Origin of the sequence: Shewanella sp. KX20019 (genome assembly GCF_016757755.1) — a bacterium.
Taxonomy (GTDB): Bacteria; Pseudomonadota; Gammaproteobacteria; order Enterobacterales; family Shewanellaceae; genus Shewanella.
The window spans coordinates 341288-358365 of the sequence record NZ_CP068437.1; the positions used below are offsets into that span (position 1 = coordinate 341288).

The 17078-nt window shown below is 44.8% G+C and carries 14 protein-coding genes; 6 read left to right on the forward strand and 8 right to left on the reverse strand.

Going from position 1 to position 17078, the window contains the following annotated elements; genetic code table 11:
- Nucleotides 1-122 precede the first annotated feature (122 nt).
- Nucleotides 123-2546 (forward strand): glycerol-3-phosphate 1-O-acyltransferase PlsB, encoded by a 2424-nt coding sequence (gene plsB / locus JK628_RS01535; RefSeq protein WP_202287537.1) that lies wholly within the window; start codon nucleotides 123-125, stop codon nucleotides 2544-2546.
- The gene (gene mtr, locus JK628_RS01540) at nucleotides 2546-3802 is read left to right on the forward strand and encodes a tryptophan permease (RefSeq protein ID WP_202287538.1); all 1257 of its coding nucleotides are present in this window, start codon (nucleotides 2546-2548) and stop codon (nucleotides 3800-3802) included. Before plsB ends, mtr begins: the two co-directional genes overlap by 1 nt.
- Before the next feature lie 41 nt (nucleotides 3803-3843).
- Here mtr and JK628_RS01545 read toward each other — a convergent pair whose 3' ends face one another.
- Entirely contained in the window at nucleotides 3844-4866 is a 1023-nt protein-coding gene (locus tag JK628_RS01545; RefSeq protein ID WP_237524110.1) for an AraC family transcriptional regulator, read from the reverse strand.
- A gap of 146 nt (nucleotides 4867-5012) precedes the next feature.
- Here JK628_RS01545 and JK628_RS01550 point away from each other — a divergent pair, with 146 nt between their 5' ends.
- Both JK628_RS01550 and JK628_RS01555 read left to right on the forward strand, forming a co-directional pair.
- Nucleotides 5013-5345 carry an MFS transporter gene (locus JK628_RS01550; protein ID WP_202287539.1) on the forward strand — a complete coding sequence of 111 codons (333 nt, stop codon included), beginning with the start codon at nucleotides 5013-5015 and terminating at the stop codon, nucleotides 5343-5345.
- A gap of 1 nt (nucleotide 5346) precedes the next feature.
- Nucleotides 5347-6570, forward strand: a complete 1224-nt coding sequence (locus JK628_RS01555) for an HlyD family secretion protein (protein WP_202287540.1) — start codon at nucleotides 5347-5349, stop codon at nucleotides 6568-6570.
- A 97-nt stretch (nucleotides 6571-6667) separates the two neighbouring features.
- Here JK628_RS01555 and JK628_RS01560 read toward each other — a convergent pair whose 3' ends face one another.
- Entirely contained in the window at nucleotides 6668-7861 is a 1194-nt protein-coding gene (locus JK628_RS01560; protein ID WP_202287541.1) for a GGDEF domain-containing protein, read from the reverse strand.
- A gap of 244 nt (nucleotides 7862-8105) precedes the next feature.
- Between JK628_RS01560 and JK628_RS01565 the strand changes: the two genes are divergently transcribed.
- A complete protein-coding gene (locus JK628_RS01565; RefSeq protein WP_202287542.1) occupies nucleotides 8106-8888 on the forward strand; it encodes a VOC family protein in 783 nt (260 codons plus the stop codon).
- A gap of 76 nt (nucleotides 8889-8964) precedes the next feature.
- Here the strand turns inward: JK628_RS01565 and JK628_RS01570 are convergent, their stop codons facing one another.
- From JK628_RS01570 to JK628_RS01595, 6 genes are all read right to left on the reverse strand, one after another.
- The gene (locus tag JK628_RS01570; protein ID WP_202287543.1) at nucleotides 8965-12117 is read right to left on the reverse strand and encodes an efflux RND transporter permease subunit; all 3153 of its coding nucleotides are present in this window, start codon (nucleotides 12115-12117) and stop codon (nucleotides 8965-8967) included.
- A 13-nt stretch (nucleotides 12118-12130) separates the two neighbouring features.
- On the reverse strand, nucleotides 12131-13915 hold the full coding sequence (locus JK628_RS01575; protein WP_202287544.1) for an efflux RND transporter periplasmic adaptor subunit: 1785 nt from the start codon (nucleotides 13913-13915) through the stop codon (nucleotides 12131-12133).
- A gap of 24 nt (nucleotides 13916-13939) precedes the next feature.
- The gene (locus JK628_RS01580) at nucleotides 13940-14482 is read right to left on the reverse strand and encodes a heavy metal-binding domain-containing protein (protein WP_202287545.1); all 543 of its coding nucleotides are present in this window, start codon (nucleotides 14480-14482) and stop codon (nucleotides 13940-13942) included.
- Nucleotides 14483-14608: 126 nt separating this feature from the next.
- On the reverse strand, nucleotides 14609-15025 hold the full coding sequence (locus JK628_RS01585) for a hypothetical protein (RefSeq protein ID WP_202287546.1): 417 nt from the start codon (nucleotides 15023-15025) through the stop codon (nucleotides 14609-14611).
- Between the two features lie 113 nt (nucleotides 15026-15138).
- Nucleotides 15139-15555, reverse strand: coding sequence for a DUF2057 family protein (locus JK628_RS01590; RefSeq protein ID WP_202287547.1), 417 nt, complete (start codon nucleotides 15553-15555; stop codon nucleotides 15139-15141).
- Nucleotides 15556-15659: 104 nt separating this feature from the next.
- Nucleotides 15660-16085, reverse strand: coding sequence for a hypothetical protein (locus JK628_RS01595; RefSeq protein ID WP_202287548.1), 426 nt, complete (start codon nucleotides 16083-16085; stop codon nucleotides 15660-15662).
- A gap of 383 nt (nucleotides 16086-16468) precedes the next feature.
- Here JK628_RS01595 and JK628_RS01600 point away from each other — a divergent pair, with 383 nt between their 5' ends.
- Nucleotides 16469-17062: a NapC/NirT family cytochrome c gene (locus tag JK628_RS01600; RefSeq protein WP_202289672.1), complete on the forward strand. Its 594-nt coding sequence runs from the start codon at nucleotides 16469-16471 to the stop codon at nucleotides 17060-17062.
- The last annotated feature ends 16 nt before the right edge of the window (nucleotides 17063-17078 follow it).

Below are 17078 nucleotides of genomic sequence, written 5' to 3' on the forward strand. Positions count from 1 at the left end.
CTAAGTCACTGTTCCATAAATGCACTAGTGTTTCCCATTGGGATTGTAAAGCAGTAGCGCAAACAGTTGGGAATTCTGGTATTCTATGACGTATTACAAGCGACCATTACTGCAAGCGAATCATGTCGAAAAAAGACTCTCTCTGGTTTAAATCATTACGCTGGATCCAAAAAAAGCTCGTGCAAACTATTGTTGTGCCCCACGATCCTTTTGAAGACCTCAATCTTGATCCAAGCAAACCACTCGTTTATGTCATGAAAACAGAATCTGTTAGTGACATAGCAGCCCTTAGTGAAATGACCGGTAAGTTCGGTTTGCCTAGCCCTTACGATGACCTAGAGGTCAATGGGGTGAGTGCGCCGCGAGTTGTCTGCCTTGAAGGTAGCAAGCCATTATTTGGTGAAAGGGAAAGTGCTGAGCAGTATTTGCATTGCTTTAAACGCTTGTTAAGCGTGCATAAGCAAAACGCAGAATTAGATATTCAGTTGGTTCCGGTAAGCCTCTATTGGGGACGAACGCCGGGCAAAGAAAACGACACCATGCGTGCCGCCGTATTGGAGCGCCAAAATCCAACTTGGCTACGCAAGTGCTTGATGATCTTATTTTTGGGTCGACATAGCTTTGTGCAGTTTTCTAATGCTGTTTCTTTGCGTTATATGGCAGACGAGCACGGCACCGATAAGCGTATTGCACAAAAACTTGCCCGCGTTGCACGAGTGCATTTTCAGCGTCAGCGTAAAGTCATGACCGGGCCTCAACTTCCAAAACGCCAAGCTCTGTTTCATGCTTTGTTAAAGTCAGAATCAATCACTCGGGCAATTAAAGAGGAAGCGGTTAATAAAAAAATCTCCGAAACAGAAGCTCGTGCTAAAGCGATGGAGTATCTAGATGAAATCGCCGCAGATTACTCCGATAGCTTAGTGCGCATCACTGAACGTTTTCTGACCTGGTTGTGGAATAAGCTCTATAAAGGGATCAACATCAAGGGGGCTGAACAGGTCCGCCAGTTGCACCATGATGGTCATGAAATCGTTTATGTGCCATGTCATCGCAGCCATATGGATTACCTCCTACTGTCGTATATTCTGTATTACCAAGGCATGGTGCCACCGCATATTGCCGCTGGTATTAATCTTAACTTTTGGCCTGCTGGGCCGATGTTCCGCCGTGGTGGAGCCTTCTTTATTCGCCGTAGTTTCCGTGGCAACAAACTCTATACTGCGGTATTCCGTGAGTATTTGGATCAGCTTTTCACTAAAGGCTACTCTGTTGAATACTTTACCGAAGGCGGTCGTTCGCGAACCGGTCGTTTATTAGCGCCAAAAACAGGCATGATTGCCATGACACTGAATAGTGTTTTGCGTGGGGTTGAACGTCCTGTCACTTTGGTGCCAGTTTACCTCGGCTATGACCATGTCATGGAAGTCGCCACTTACCACAAAGAGTTAAGTGGTAAAAAGAAGAAAAAAGAGTCGGTTTGGCAAGTGTTTGGTGCTATTCGCAAGTTAGGTAATTTTGGCCAAGGTTATGTGAATTTCGGTAAGCCAATAACCCTACACAACTTCTTGAACGATGAAGTGCCAAATTGGCGCGAAGATGTTGCTCAAGAGCCAGAACAGAAACCAACATGGTTAACCCCCGCAGTGAACAAGCTTGCAGGGCAGGTGATGACTAATATTAACGATGCTGCTGCGGTTAGTGCGGTAACGTTAACGAGCTTAGTTTTGCTCGCATCTGAGCAAAATGCATTAGAGCGCAGTCAGCTCGAAAAGCAGTTAGATCTTTACCTTACGTTATTAAAAGAGCTGCCTTATACCGAATATACGTCGGTACCAGAGGGTAGCGGTAAGGACCTAGTATCGAATGGTTTGGAACTGAAGAAAATTCAGATCGAAAGCGACTCGCTCGGGGATATTATCTCAATCGACGACAGCATCGCGATTACCATGACTTATTATCGCAACAACATTATTCATTTAATGGTTGTCCCCTCTCTAATCGCCGCTTGCTTGCTGCGTAAAGAGCATTGCACTCGTGATGACGTACTTAGCTTTGTGAATGATTTTTATCCGTTGCTGAAAGCTGAGCTGTTTATGGGAGTTGAAGACCCTGCGACTTACACGCAAAGTATTTTAGATATTTTCGTGGCACAAGGGCTAGTTGTTGAAAATGGCCATTTTGAGATCGCCGATGACAAGGTGAATCAACTGCTACTGCTGTCAGGAACGATTGACGAAACGATGCAACGTTACGCCATCCTATTTAACTTATTGGCAGTAAAACCTAACATGGAGCGCTCGGAGCTTGAACGTGATAGTCACCGCCTTGCACAAAGACTGGGAGCGCTTCACGGTATTACGGCACCGGAGTTCTATGACAAGAAGCTATACGCTACGCTAAGCGTCAAATTAAAAGAGTTAGGTCATCTAACGGATAGCGAAGGGTGTAGTGATATCAAACGTATAAAAGACAGAGCCAATTTACTGCTACGTTCATCAGTAAGGCAAACGATAGTCGATAGTGTTAATGCGGAGCAAAAAGTTTAATGGCGAATCATATGAATGCGGCTAAAAATAAAGTCGCAGGTAAATCGCTATTAGGCGGCGCAATGATTATTGCGGGTACAACCGTTGGCGCGGGAATGTTTTCCCTGCCGGTTGTTGGCGCAGGAATGTGGTTTGGCTACTCAATGTTGATGCTGGTTGGCATATGGTTTTGCATGTTGGTGTCGGGATTGATGCTGCTTGAGACTAACTTACATTTTAAACCTGGTGCAAGTTTTGACACCTTAACCAAAACTACTTTGGGTCAGTTCTGGCGCATCATCAATGGGCTCTCAATCGCTTTTGTACTGTATATTTTGACCTATGCCTATATTAGTGGTGGCAGCTCGATTGTTAACCATAGCCTTGAAGGCTTGGGAGTTAATCTACCGCAAAGTGTTGCCGGATTAGTGTTTGCAGCAGTGTTGGCGTCAATTGTTATTATCAGCACTAAAGCGGTCGATAGAATTACCACCATTATGCTTGGCGGAATGATTATTACGTTCTTTCTAGCAGTTGGTAATCTACTGATCGATGTGGATACGGCTAAGTTATTTGTGCCTGATGGCGAAACGAGTTATGCGCCTTACCTGCTGGCAGCGCTGCCCTTTGGTTTAGCCAGTTTTGGTTATCACGGTAACGTGCCAAGTCTGGTTAAGTACTACGGTAATCAACCAAAGACCATTATTAAGGCCATCTTCATCGGTACCTTTATTGCGTTGGTCATTTATAGCTGTTGGTTAGTGGCAACTATGGGCAATATTCCTCGTAGCCAATTTGTTGATATTATCGCTCAAGGCGGCAATATGGGCGTGTTGGTTGGTGCATTGTCTGACGTTATAGCGAGTCGTTGGCTCAATACTATGTTGTCGTTATTTGCCAACCTTGCGGTAGCCTCATCATTCCTCGGTGTTACCTTAGGCCTGTTTGATTACTTAGCTGATCTTTTTGGTTTCGATGAATCTCGCCAAGGCCGCTTAAAGACCGCAGCAGTGACATTTATTCCGCCGACTATTTTAGGGATTCTATTTCCTAACGGCTTTTTAATTGCCATTGGTTTTGCAGCATTAGCCGCCACCATTTGGGCGGCAATAGTGCCCGCTATGATGGCGTATCGATCACGCCAGATCTTTGCAGATAGTGAAGGCTTCAAAGTGCCAGGCGGCACGCCATTGATTGTTATCATCATCCTCTTTGGTCTGGTGACGGGTGCTTGCCACTTACTTGCGATGGCGGGGATTCTGCCGGTATATGGTTAACCCTCGAAAATCTTCATCTATATAGCAATAAAAAGCCTCTATTACAGAGGCTTTTTATTTAGTCGGCTTATCTTGCTCATGTATTGCGTCGGTGTCTGCTTTCTAAAGCGGGTAAAGGAGCGGCTAAAGCTATGGGCATTGGCGTAACCCAAACGCTGGGCTATTTCGGCAAAATCTTTACCTTCCTGCATGTATTTGATTGCTTGATTACACAGTATGTAACCCGACAAGTAGGTAAAACTAAAGCCTACTTTTTGTAAGCGCCGTTGCAGCTGTTGTCTAGAAACACCAAATAAATTTGCCACAGATAGCAGCGTGGGCAGATCATAATAGCGAGCATAGTTGATCATTTGGTACAGTACTTTCGGTAAATCAGAGGGTTGTGGCATGTTCAAATAGCTTTCAAATTGAGCGAGAGAGACTGAAGTCGTTAAAGTATCGCTGCTAAAATAGTCCATCGGTGATGGCCTTAGTAGGTCATCGATCCTTATCCATAATTCGGTTTGCGGAGCATTCCAAGACACTGGGCAGCCAAATATAGCTTCTGTTTCTTTTTGCTTAATCGGCGGACCGCTGAGTCTTAGTTTTTTTAAGGTGTAATGAGTGCCTGCAAAGTGTTTGATGGCATTAAACAAGGTAATAGCGACCCGTAGTGAATCATGTGACCGAGCTCTGTCTTTGGCATAAGGGTTGTTGTAGCACCATTTCAATATATTGCCTGATTGCAGCGCATAATAGCTAGCGCCTGAATGAAAGCTGCAAATTCCAATGTTAATACGCCGAAAACACATAGCCAGATCCGGCGCGGACAGAAACCAGTTTCCTGGGATCTCTAGTGTTGATATATCCAGATATTGCTGGATTTTCACCATGTAGTCAGCTTCACCCGTTAGCACTTCTAGTTGGGTGAACCATTTGGACGCTTCACTAAATGGAATTAGTGCCATCTGCTCTTCAAATAGTGCCGCAGGGATCGACAAGTCATTTAAACCAATTCCATAGTGAGCCTTAACACCCCTAAAAACCGCTGCAATATAGCTAGAGCGAATAAATGCAGTATCCATTGTGATGGTCACTTTTATGCTGTTTTTTGATACCTTATTGAATCATAAATAGGTGTTTAATGATATACAGAGGTATTCTAGCTTGTTCTAATTTATAGAAAGGGCAATATAGCTCTTTGAATCAATGGTTTTTAAGGTCTAGTTTTATGAGTTTATTCAGTATGCCGTTTGTCGATACCGGCGTAGATAGCGCCTTACATGGCGTTGCAGGTGTTGTGATGGTGCTGACGATTGCCGCAGCCGCTTTTGGCTTCTGGAAGATCCATGAAATGCCCATTAACCAAGCGCATAAAAAACAGCACCAACAGATAGGACTCATTACCGCACTCACCTGGATAGGTTTTGTCTGGCATTGGGTGTGGGTTCTTGCCGTGATTGTTGCATTTGTTGATAGCGAAAAAGCATTGCGTCGTGTGCGAGATATATGGCGAGAAAAAGAAACGGCTGACTCTCAGCTTGCTGTGAAAGAGGAGCTGTAACATGCTTGAAGGTTTAGCTGTATGGGCACTGCTTATTTACCTACTACGTTTAGTGGGTATGCCGTGGAACATCTATAGTAAGAGTTTTGCCTATTTAGGCGGTACTGGCTGGTTAATGTTTGTTTGGGTTGGCCTGCTTAATTACACCCCAATGGACATGTCTGGCGGTTCTTTAGTGCAATCTCCTCATATTCAATTACGTCCCGCTAACACGCAAATCAAAGGCAAGGTAGACAATATATATGTCTCCCCTAATCAAGAGGTGACAGCAGGGCAGCTGATTTACGATCTTGATGATGAGCCTTTTCAGATAGAGTTAAATAAGGCGTTGGTTGCCAAGCAAAGCACAGTGGTTGGTTTGTCGTTGGCCAATGAAGATGTCAAGTTGGCGATAAAGCAGCATGAGATCGCCATTGCAGATGTGAGTATTGCAGAGAACCAATTGCATGGGGCATCGAAAGACCTCAACTGGAAACAAAAGACACTCGCCCGCTATGTGGAGCAGAATAGGGTAGTACCCGACACGGTGACTAAAAGCCTGTTAGATGAACAACAAACGGCGGTAGATTTAGCGATAGCGCAACAGAGTAGCTATCGTACACAAGTTGAAAAATCGACTAGTGCAGAGCAAGCGGCGTTACTCAACATTGATAAATCCAAATTGGCAGTTAAAAGCCGCCAAGCTGATCTGAATAGTGAGATTGAAAATGTTGCCCAGGCGCAGTGGAAGTTGGATAACACCAAGGTGTACGCACCTGCTGATGGTTATGTGACAAACTTCATTCTGCGTGAAGGACAGTATGTTGGTGCGATAGCCAGAATGCAGATGTACACCACTGAAAAGTACGTGTTAATGCGTGTCAATCATCAAGCTATTCGCAATGTTAAAGTGGGTCAGCTGGCGGAGTTTTCAACGGCAGTCTACCCAGGTAAAGTCTTTAGCGCGGAGGTCGAGGGCATTGTTGAAGCGACGGGTGAATCACAAGGCCGACTGCTCGCACTTGACGATAACGTCCGCCAAACTACGGGGAAAAATGTTACTAATAAGCACCATTTTGTCAGGCTAAAATTGCTCGAAACTGGAGATTATGACATTCCTGTTGGTGCGGTAGGTTTAGCGTGGATAAGTGGTACCAAACCGATTGCATTTTTACAATTCTTGGACGTTATTCGCGGCATAGTGATCCGCATGAAATCGCAGATTTACTACTTCTATTCGATCTGATTTAAGCGATATTGCCATGTTAGCAGTTACTGCTAGCATGGCGTATATACCCATCCTACTTAATCCTGCATCTTCAGGTAGGATGGAAATAAACGGATTATGCATGAACTCGATTACGACCATTCTTTTTGGCAATGTATAGCGCCTTATCTGCCAGTTTAATGGTTTGATCGAATGTAGATTCACCATGATGTTCAGCGACACCTATTGAGATGGTGACGTTAACGGTCTTACTCTTGTTAGCGGCACTATCTTTTCGATTTGACTTGCTGCTTGTTTTTCGCTGCTCGTGTCTAAGTACAATGTTGTAATGAGATACTTCGCTCCTAAGATTTTCCAACAGGGGCAGTATTGATTCAGCATCTTTATTTGGGAATACGATTGTGAACTCCTCACCGCCATAGCGGTATACCTTGCCGCCTCCTTTAACCAGACTTAGCTTGCCCGCGACTAACCGTAATACTTGATCACCAACATCATGGCCATAGGTGTCATTGAATTTCTTAAAGTGATCAATATCGACCATCGCCACACTGTAATGACTATTTAAAGATAACGCCATGGTATTGAGTGCTCGTCGCGAAGAGAGCCCTGTTAAATCATCTCGATAAGCCAAATGATATGATTGGGTCAAAATAGCAAATAAATAAGTAACGGCGAGCATTGATATTAACAGTGCTAGTGGTAGTTCACCTGGTTGGTAGTAATTGAAAAGCCAAATAAAGAGTGTGACAGCAATGGTTGAGTCGATACCACTGGCTCGCCAGATAGCATAAATACAGGTAACAGCACTGGCTATGCCAACTGGAACATATATCGGCGTGAGTAAACTGATGGATGCAAGCTGTTGGTTATCTGTCAGCAGACTGGCCTTGGTTATTAACATCGTCCACGTAAAGCCGATGATAAAACACAATATGATACTGGCTAATGTTTTTGCTGTATGAACTGACAATAACGCCCTATCCTTGCTAATCGCAAGGAAGGTTATCAGTAAAGTACCCGATAGAAATATTGGTTCCGCTAGGTCTCGGGGCTGCAGATGCTCGAGAATGAGCCCCTGCTCATACACTATGTATACCAGCAGTAGTGTTGCTAGAAAACTGAGTCGACTGCAGTTAAACTGCAGTGCCAAAATAGCTGAAATTGGCAGCAAGTAAAAAGGAAGTTTACGAACTACTGGCATCCAATCGCGCCATATATCTATAAAATACTGGCTTGCCACAATGAAGACTATAGTCATCAGTGCTGGGATGAAAAGGTAATAAAAACTACGAGATATTACAGCCACAATCCCCCCCTCTTAATGATAATAGAAAATAAATATAATCGTCCATAGTGTCCAAGTATACATAAGTTGTAGTGATGACAATTCTAATACTCTATATATTAGCGGCAATTTGAAAGAAAACTGTAATTTACAGGCAAAGTGAAATTGCCAGTTGCCGACAACCATTTAGGTCCCCCGGTTGGACATGGACTCAATATGGGTCTTAACTCAACTCATTAGGAATCTTTGATGAGTGGAACGGATTATGAAAGTGAATCAATATTTGCAAGGACAGCCTTGTTGGGTTGAGTTGGCATCGCGAGACATCACCGTCAGCAAGCCTTTTTATCGCGGTTTGTTTGGTTGGGGTATTGTTGACCTGCCAGTTCCACAAGGTACCTATAGTATGTTCAACCTTGAAGGTGATGACTTAGGTGCTATGTACCAGTTGCCTGATGAGATGGTCAAAGCGGGTGATTTAAGCCGCTGGTTGATCTACTTTGCAGTAGATAATCTTGATAATACACTGGTTGATGTGAGAGGTGCTGGCGGCACGATTGTGCTCGGGCCTCACGATGTCGGAGAGTCTGGTCGAATGGCAACTATTTTGGATCCTGAAGGTGCAAAATTCGCCCTTTGGCAGGCAAAAGATCATATTGGTGCACATCGTGCGGCTGAAGCCAATACGCTATGCTGGGTTGAATTGGCTTGTCGACAGACTGAAGCGGCTAAGTCTTTTTATAGCAAAGTGCTAGGTTGGGGGTCTCAGGCATCTAACATGGAAAATATGGAATACACAGAGTGGCAAGTGGGTACACAAGATATTGGTGGGATGCTGAAAATGACATCAGAGTGGGGTGATATGCCTGCGCATTGGATGAGTTATTTCACCGTCGACGATTGTAATGCAAAGGCAAAGCAGGTGGTTGAACTTGGTGGTGCGATTTGTGTTCCCCCTACCGATATCGCCAATGTTGGTCGTTTCTCGGTGGTCAATGATCCTAATGGTGCGGTGTTCTCTATCATTGAATTAAGAATGGGTACTTAGTTGCGCAGATTAGATGTGTAAATCAAAAAAGCACTGCATTTAGCAGTGCTTTTTAATGTTGAAATACACAAAAGTACTACATGTTTTTTGGGGTATTTCTATCTAGATTTCTACCATATATGAGTAGGTAAATCGCAGGGATAACAAATAGTGACAGCAAGGGGGCGGTTACCATACCGCCAACCATAGGTGCCGCGATTTTCTGCATCACTTCATTACCGGTACCAGTGCCCCACATTATCGGTAATAAGCCGAAGAATATAGTAGCCACAGTCATCGCTTTAGGACGAATACGCATCACTGCACCGTGGATGAGTGCTTCACATAAATCGCTGCGTTGATTGTATAGTCCTGCCTCTTTGCGATCTTTGATGCTGTTATTCAAATAGACTTGCATCACTACACCAAACTCAGCTGCAACACCAGCAAGCGCTATCATGCCGACTGATACCGCGACCGAGAAGTTAAAATCCAAAAAGTACAACAGCCATGCACTACCCACAAGCGAAAATGGCAGACTGAGCATAATCACCGACGCTTGTATAAAGGAGCTAAAAGTCATCATCAGTAGCATGAAAATAACCGCTAACATCAGTGGTACTACTAACTGCATTTTGGCTTCGACTCGCTGCATATACTCATACTGACCGGCAAAACTGTAGCTATAGCGTGGCGGTAGCTGGATCTGTTCATCAAGCGCCGCCCTTGCCGTAGTGATATATTCACCAATAGAGATATCCTTTAGATCAACAAACACCCAGCTGATTAGGCGACCATTTTCGCTGGCCAGCATTGGCGCGCCGTCGCTAACAGTGATACTGGCTAAATTACTTAGGGGTAAGTACTTTCCGGTTTTTGTGAGTACCGGTAGGTCTTTGAGCTTTTCAAGACTATCGCGAAGCTCGCGCGGATAACGAATATTGATTGGATAGCGTTCTTGGCCTTGAATCGATTGGCCAACTTGCATACCACCAATTGCCATTCTTACCACATCTTGGATATCTTTCAGCGTCATACCATAGCGAGCTGCATTTTTAAGATCCGGCTCAATATCGATATAACGGCCGCCACTGGTCCGCTGGGCAAATGCCGATGCGGTGCCAGGGAGCTTGCTTACCACAGCTTCAATCTCAGTACCAATTCGCTGTAGCTCATCGATATCGGCACCTGATATTTTGATACCAACAGGCGTTCTCACACCGGTAGAAAGCATATCAATACGAGTTTTGATAGGCTGTACCCAGGCATTGGTCATGCCGGGCACTTTGACGGTTTTCTGCAGTTCGCTAATAATCCCTTCCAGTGTCATACCCTCACGCCATGTCTCTGGTGGATTGAGCATGATGGTGGTTTCCAGCATGGTCAGTGGCGCGGGATCGGTCGCGGTTATCGCGCGGCCAACTTTACCAAATACCCGCTTCACTTCGGGCACTGTTTTAATCAAGCGATCTGTCTGCTGTAAGATCTCGGCCGCCTTACCGGCACTGACACTAGGCAAGGTAGTGGGCATGTAGAGCAGATCGCCCTCTTCAAGTTCAGGCATAAATTCGCTGCCCATCTTAGTCATAGGGTATACCGCACTGCCAAGGGCGATTATCGCTAACAAAATAGTCACTTTAGGAAAGCGTAGTACCAAACGTAGCAAGGGCTCGTAAATTGCGATCAATACTCGGCTGATGGGGTTCTTACGCTCGTCAGGGATTTTTCCACGAACAAAGTAACCCATCAGTACTGGGATCAAGGTAATCGCTAATATTGCACTGGCAGCCATGGCGAAGGTTTTAGTAAAGGCTAAGGGGTGGAATAAACGTCCCTCTTGCGCCTCTAGTGCAAATACCGGCACAAAGCTCAAGGTGATGATTAGCAAACTGAAAAATAGTGCAGGTCCAACTTCAACTGAAGCTTTGCGGACTAGTTCCCAGTGAGCATCGCCTGTGGGCGCAGCTCCGTTATTTTTTTCGCGATAGTGTTCCAGATGTTTATGGGTGTTTTCGACCATTACAATGGCGGCATCCACCACGGCACCAATCGCAATGGCGATCCCCCCAAGACTCATGATGTTGGCATTAACACCAATAATATTCATCACGATAAAGCTGATTAATATAGAGATCGGCAGAGAGATGATAGCGACTAAAGTAGAGCGGGCATGCAGCAAGAATATGAGGCAAATAATGCCGACAACCAGCATCTCTTCGAGCACTTTATGCATAAGGTTATCAACCGAATTGAGGATAAGCTGAGAGCGATCGTAAGTGATCACTAACTCAACCCCATCGGGTAAACCATTTTCAATCTCTTTCAGCTTCTGCTTCACATTGTTGATGGTTGCTAACGCGTTTTCGCCGTAACGCATCACCACAATACCGCCAACCACTTCGCCTTCACCATCTAGTTCGGCTATACCACGGCGCGCGGCGGGGCCAGTACGTAGCTGGGCAACATCTTTCATTAGCACCGGAATGCCAGATTCAGACACTATGCCTAGCGGGATCTCTTCAAAGTCATCCAAGGTCTGGCGGTAGCCCGATGAAGTGATCATGTACTCCGCTTCAGCCATCTCAATAACGGAGCCGCCAGTTGAGCTGTTGGAATTGTCTAAGGCATTTTTAACCGTCATCAAATCGATTTGATAAAGGGCCAGTTTATGCGGGTCGACAATGATTTGGTACGACTGCTCCATACCACCAATAGTGGCAATCTCCGATACCCCTTCAACGCTTTGTAGCTCAAGTTTTAAGAACCAATCTTGCAGCGAGCGCAATTGAGCCAGATCATGCTGACCTTTACGATCGACCAAGGCATATTGAAAAACCCAACCTACACCTGAGGCATCAGGCCCTAATGTTGGCGTTACGCTGGCGGGCAGCTGCCCTTGAGTTTGCGACAGGTACTCTAATACTCGTGAGCGCGCCCAATAGATATCGGTGCCATCTTCAAAAATAATGTAGACGTATGAGTCACCAAACATTGAAAAACCGCGGACGGTCTTTGCACCAGGTACGGCCAGCATAGCGGTCGATAGCGGGTAGGTTATTTGATCTTCTACCAGTTGCGGTGCTTGCCCAGGATAAGAGGTCTTGACAATCACCTGCACATCCGACAGATCGGGTAGTGCATCCAGTGGGGTTATGCGCATCGCTTGGTAGCCGATTAAGGCGATGATAGCAGTGAGCACTAACACCATCACTCGTTGCTTAATCGCGGCGCTAATAATTCTTTCTAACATAGTCGACCTCCGATTAATGGTTTGCGTGTGGATCGGCAGTGACGCTACTATTGCTGCCACTTAAACGCTGTAAGCTGCCTTGAATACTGGCCTCTGAATCTAACAAGAACTGGCCAGATACAATCACTTTATCGCCGGCATTTAGCCCCTCAATGATTTCAGCTTTGCCTTGGGAGATAATGCCTACTTTTACACTGACAGAAGCAAAGCGGTTGTCATCACGTTGCACCACTACTCGGTTTTCTCGGCCAGTAAGAATGAGCGCTTCGGTTGGAATCGACAACACGTTTTTCTTCGGCTCACCAAAGAGTGTTACATCAACCAAGGTACCTGGTTTGAGTAATTTCTCAGTGTTCGCCAGTTTGATTCTGACTCGCATCGCGCGTGAAACGGGGTCTAGCTCTGGGTAGATGTAATCGATAGTAGATTGCAGGTCAAACAAGCCTTGTGAGGCGGATGTCACTTCCACGGGGCGACCTTGCTCAAGCCAACTTTGCTCGTTTTCAAATACGTCGGCAATCACCCACACATTGCTTAAGTCAACAATTTCAAACAGGGTATTGCCTGGTTGAACATACATGCCATGACGAACCGACAATTGACTGACAAAACCATCTTGCTCGGCATAATAGGGAACGCGATAAACGGTTTCCCCAGTGCGCTCTAAGTGCTTGATCGTGCTTGAGCTTACGCCCAGTAGCTCGAGTCGTAAGCGGGCCTTGCGAAGTAGATCATTGCCACGACGACTATCTTGTTTAAGGTAATCGATAGCTTGCATGTAATCATCTTGGGCATTAATTAGTTCAGGAGAGTACAACTCATAAAGTAGCTGCCCTTTTTTCACCTGTTGACCCACAGTATGCACCATTAACGTCTCTAGCCAGCCGCTAACGCGGGTGTGTGCGTGGCCTATAGCGTTTTCGTTGTATTGTACCGTGCCAATGGTTTTTACCTGCTTCGACAACGTTCCTTTTGTTACTTGCTCGCTACGCATGCCGAGAGCTTGCTGCATACCGCCGGATACGCCGACAACCACCTCTTCACTGACGCCACCGACTGTGACTTTTTCTAAGTTCATGCCACATATTGGGCAAGTACCGGGAGCATCTGACACCACATGCGGATGCATAGGACAGACATATTTAATATTGCTATCACCACTTGATTGAGCGGCGGGCATTAACATGGGTTTTGGCTGGCTTAGCAGTTGTTCTGCTTTAGTTTGTGGTTCTGAACTCATGTCCATTTTATTCGCATGGTCGTGGCTAGCATGTTCATCAGGGACGGTTTCTTCCTCCTCTTCCTTGACGAGGAACATATTACATTTCGGGCAGCGACCAGGTTCATGGCTGGTGACTTCAGGATGCATCGGGCAGTAGTAATCTTTGCTTACTGACGCGAGCTCATCTGTCTTTTCTGATTCATTAGATACTTCATCTTTGACGAGAAACATCTTGCATATAGAGCAACTACCAGGCTCATGGCTAGTCTCTTCTGGATGCATCGGGCAGTAGTAATCTTGGCTTACTGACGCGAGCTCATCTGTCTTTGCTGATTCATTAGATACTTCATCTTTAACGAGAAACATCTTGCATATAGAGCAACGACCCGGCTCATGGCTGGTCTCTTCTGGATGCATCGGGCAGTAATAGTCAGCACTGTGTTGCTGACTATGGGCTGCTGATGGCGTTTGTGCTAAAGCTTGGCTATAGCTAAACATTGGTGTAGCGGCAATTACTAAACTGCTCAATGCACACACTACATTTTTACGAAACTGTGTTGATTTAAATAAACTCATAATGCCTTATCTCCACCCTAGCTATTAGTGATGCATGTGACTTTTTTTATCGGCGTTTTCGCTATTAGCGATCGGCGTTAAGTCCATGCCACATTTAGGGCAGCTATCACCCTCTTTCCCCGTAATAGCTGGATTCATTGGACACGCATGGGTATCGGCTGTCATCTTATGATGGTTAGCTTTACCTTTGTGAGGACATGAGTCACAGCTTTTTGATTCGGCTTTAATGGCTTGCAGTTCCATGCCACATTTAGGGCAGCTATCACCCTCTTTACCGGTAATTGCAGGGTTCATTGGACATGCGTGAGTGTCGGCAGTCATCTTATGATGTGCTTTATCCCCCTTGTTTGGGCAAGAGTCGCAGTTATGTCCAGTGGCTTTTGCTGCTTCCAAGTTCATACCACATTTAGGGCAAGAGTCACCCTCAACGCCGGTGACTTCTGGATGCATAGGGCAAGCGTAGCTTTGGCTCTGCTCTGCGCCGCTATCATGCGCATGAGCAGATACAGCAGGTGCCCAGGTTAAAAATAAAAAGGTGGTGAGTACCATACTAATAAAGGTTTTCATAACTTAACTCCATCAAAGAGATGGCCGAATGCTGTAAGTGCTAGCGCACAGAACAATTAACGGCTTAAATAATTGCTTAATAAGAATAAATAACGTTTTAAATATTTAGAGACAGGGCGTCTCGGATTACGCTATTGGAGGTCTTAAATCTTGTGGCAATAAGATAGAGTGGAAATGAGGCATTGGAGTGGCCGTTGCAATATCGGAGGTGCTGTTGCCAGGCCATGACAAAACACTAAACAGGGTTCCTGTTACTGAAATAACCAAGCAATGGTTACAATCACTCTGGCATGATCCTTTGCCGTTGCAGCAAGTCTTAGAGTTGCCGGGAAGCATTTGCGTATTCTCATCCGAATTGCAGCAATGAGTGTCGCTATCCATCTGCTCTTGGTGGCATTCAGCCCCATCTTGCATGCTCATCATTGGCATCTCATCAGCCATCGCATTCGGTACCATCAATGATCCATTAGATAGCAGTAGCTGACTCAACAAAGCGAGTAGCGTAAAGGCTATTAATGTATGACGGCGAAGTATGCTAAACATGATGGTTCCAAGTGATAAGCTTCAATGAGTCTAACACAGCACTTAAGTTATACATTGATAAAGTTCACAAATTAACTCTATCAATGTATTAGTTCGTAACGAAAGCTCGAGTGTTAGTTTTTCAATAGTAGCTTGGCCATCAGTTGACTATGAGTCATCAATGCGACCTGTTTCTCGCTACCGCTAGCATCGGTTAACTTAATATAAGGAGAGTCGATAAATTGGTAGGCATCCTCTTCAGATAGAATGCTCGGGGTGACAGCCTTATAGTTTTCAGCCGTTTTTAGATCGATATAGAGATATAGCGGTTCAGATCGAACCCAGTTTGAGTCGTCAGCATTGGATTCAAAAAGATCGCGATACTGCAGCTCAATCAAATTTTGGCCGTTATCTAATTGCAGGTATCGACCGTCTACACTGTTTAAGCCATTAACTCCGAGTACCTCAAGTGACTCTGGGAATGAAACTGAGGCTGCCATGCTGGTAAAGCTGGCAAGTGAAAGTGCGATAACGCTGATAAATTTTTTCATAATAAACTCCAAATAGAACCGGTAACCATGGGCCAGATGCCGATGGAAAAAATACATAACTGCAAATTGCGCTGAGCGCGAGTGATTTGAGGTTAAGCTTGGAGTTAAATTGGCGGTGGGTTTATTGACGCTTGTTCCGCTGTTTGAGGAGACCAAAATGCGGTTTGTAGGCTCTGTCCTGCCTGTTGGGCTGTGAGGTTGAGTTGAACCTGTTCCATAATTGCTGGGGTTGAAATGCAGTGTGATACACAATCTCCCGCCCCTAATATTTCACACAATGCATCACAATCTACCATGCTGGTGTTGATGCTTGGCATGCTACTACCGCAATTGCTTGTCTCTTGGTTAGAGCCGCCCATTGAACTGATTAGCAACCGCTCTAACGGTAGCGAAGCCTGTTCGATTTGCTGAGCATGTAGAGAAACTTTTGAACTGGCATGCAAAAATTTAGGCATAGCCATCGCTGGTGAAAGCAAAAATTGCCCGACCAGTGAGATGAGTAATGCTAAATATGCGATGCGCTTGCACATGTTCAACGAGTCCAAATAATGATGATGTAACCAGATAGACCTAGCGACTAGCTAATTAGTTTCAGACAATAAATATTTTTTTAATATTTATTGATGTTTAAGTTAACTATTACATATAAAAGAATTTCAAAAATGGCTCTAATATATCGAAATATCAAGCTGATAAGCGCTAATCCTTGCAGTAAACAAGGCTTTAGGCTAACTTTAGTAAAAGCGCATATATAATGAGCAACTTTTGATTCGGATGAGAGAGTTAGAGCTATGTCTCATTTTGCACTTTTAGTCCCAGATTAATCAGTAGGATATGGTTTATACTAAACCGCATAAATAGAGATGAAGTTAAACTTACATCGATATAAAAATTAAATATTTGGAGATGAGTGATGAACTGGCGAGCACTTTTTAAACCGAGCGCAAAATTTTCGATTCTGGCATTGTTGGTCGTCGGTATCGTAGTCGGTGTAGTTGGTTATTTTGCTACACAGCAAACTTTACATGCAACAAGTACAGATAACTTCTGTATGAGCTGTCATAGCAATCATTCATTGAAAGATGAAGTTATGGCTTCTGCTCACGGTGCAGGACGCGCAGGTGTTACTGTTCAGTGTCAGGATTGTCACTTACCGCACAATCCTGTTAAGTACTTAGTGAAGAAAATCATTGTATCTAAAGACCTATATGGTTTTCTGACTATCGACGGTTTCAATACCCAAGCATGGTTAGATGAAAACCGTAAAGAGCAAGCTGATCACGCACTTAAGTATTTCAAAAATAACGATTCAGCGAACTGTCAGCACTGTCATACTCGTATTTACGAGAACCAGCCTGAAGCGATGAAGAAGATGGCGAAGAGAATGCACGCTAACAACTTTAAGAAAGCTGACGACAAGCGCAAGACTTGCGTAGATTGTCACAAAGGCGTTGCTCACGTTTACGTTAAAATAACTGTAAACAGTAGCAAGCGTTATGAATGTTAGTTAGATGAGCTAACAT

What these genes read in the sequence shown, in the direction of transcription:
- plsB (WP_202287537.1), top strand. Translation starts at nt 123, where the DNA reads ATGTCGAAAAAAGACTCTCTCTGGTTTAAATCATTACGCTGGATCCAA.
- mtr (WP_202287538.1), top strand. Translation starts at nt 2,546, where the DNA reads ATGGCGAATCATATGAATGCGGCTAAAAATAAAGTCGCAGGTAAATCG.
- JK628_RS01545 (WP_237524110.1), bottom strand. Translation starts at nt 4,866, where the DNA reads ATGGATACTGCATTTATTCGCTCTAGCTATATTGCAGCGGTTTTTAGG.
- JK628_RS01550 (WP_202287539.1), top strand. Translation starts at nt 5,013, where the DNA reads ATGAGTTTATTCAGTATGCCGTTTGTCGATACCGGCGTAGATAGCGCC.
- JK628_RS01555 (WP_202287540.1), top strand. Translation starts at nt 5,347, where the DNA reads ATGCTTGAAGGTTTAGCTGTATGGGCACTGCTTATTTACCTACTACGT.
- JK628_RS01565 (WP_202287542.1), top strand. Translation starts at nt 8,106, where the DNA reads ATGAAAGTGAATCAATATTTGCAAGGACAGCCTTGTTGGGTTGAGTTG.
- JK628_RS01570 (WP_202287543.1), bottom strand. Translation starts at nt 12,117, where the DNA reads ATGTTAGAAAGAATTATTAGCGCCGCGATTAAGCAACGAGTGATGGTG.
- JK628_RS01575 (WP_202287544.1), bottom strand. Translation starts at nt 13,915, where the DNA reads ATGAGTTTATTTAAATCAACACAGTTTCGTAAAAATGTAGTGTGTGCA.
- JK628_RS01580 (WP_202287545.1), bottom strand. Translation starts at nt 14,482, where the DNA reads ATGAAAACCTTTATTAGTATGGTACTCACCACCTTTTTATTTTTAACC.
- JK628_RS01585 (WP_202287546.1), bottom strand. Translation starts at nt 15,025, where the DNA reads ATGTTTAGCATACTTCGCCGTCATACATTAATAGCCTTTACGCTACTC.
- JK628_RS01590 (WP_202287547.1), bottom strand. Translation starts at nt 15,555, where the DNA reads ATGAAAAAATTTATCAGCGTTATCGCACTTTCACTTGCCAGCTTTACC.
- JK628_RS01595 (WP_202287548.1), bottom strand. Translation starts at nt 16,085, where the DNA reads ATGTGCAAGCGCATCGCATATTTAGCATTACTCATCTCACTGGTCGGG.
- JK628_RS01600 (WP_202289672.1), top strand. Translation starts at nt 16,469, where the DNA reads ATGAACTGGCGAGCACTTTTTAAACCGAGCGCAAAATTTTCGATTCTG.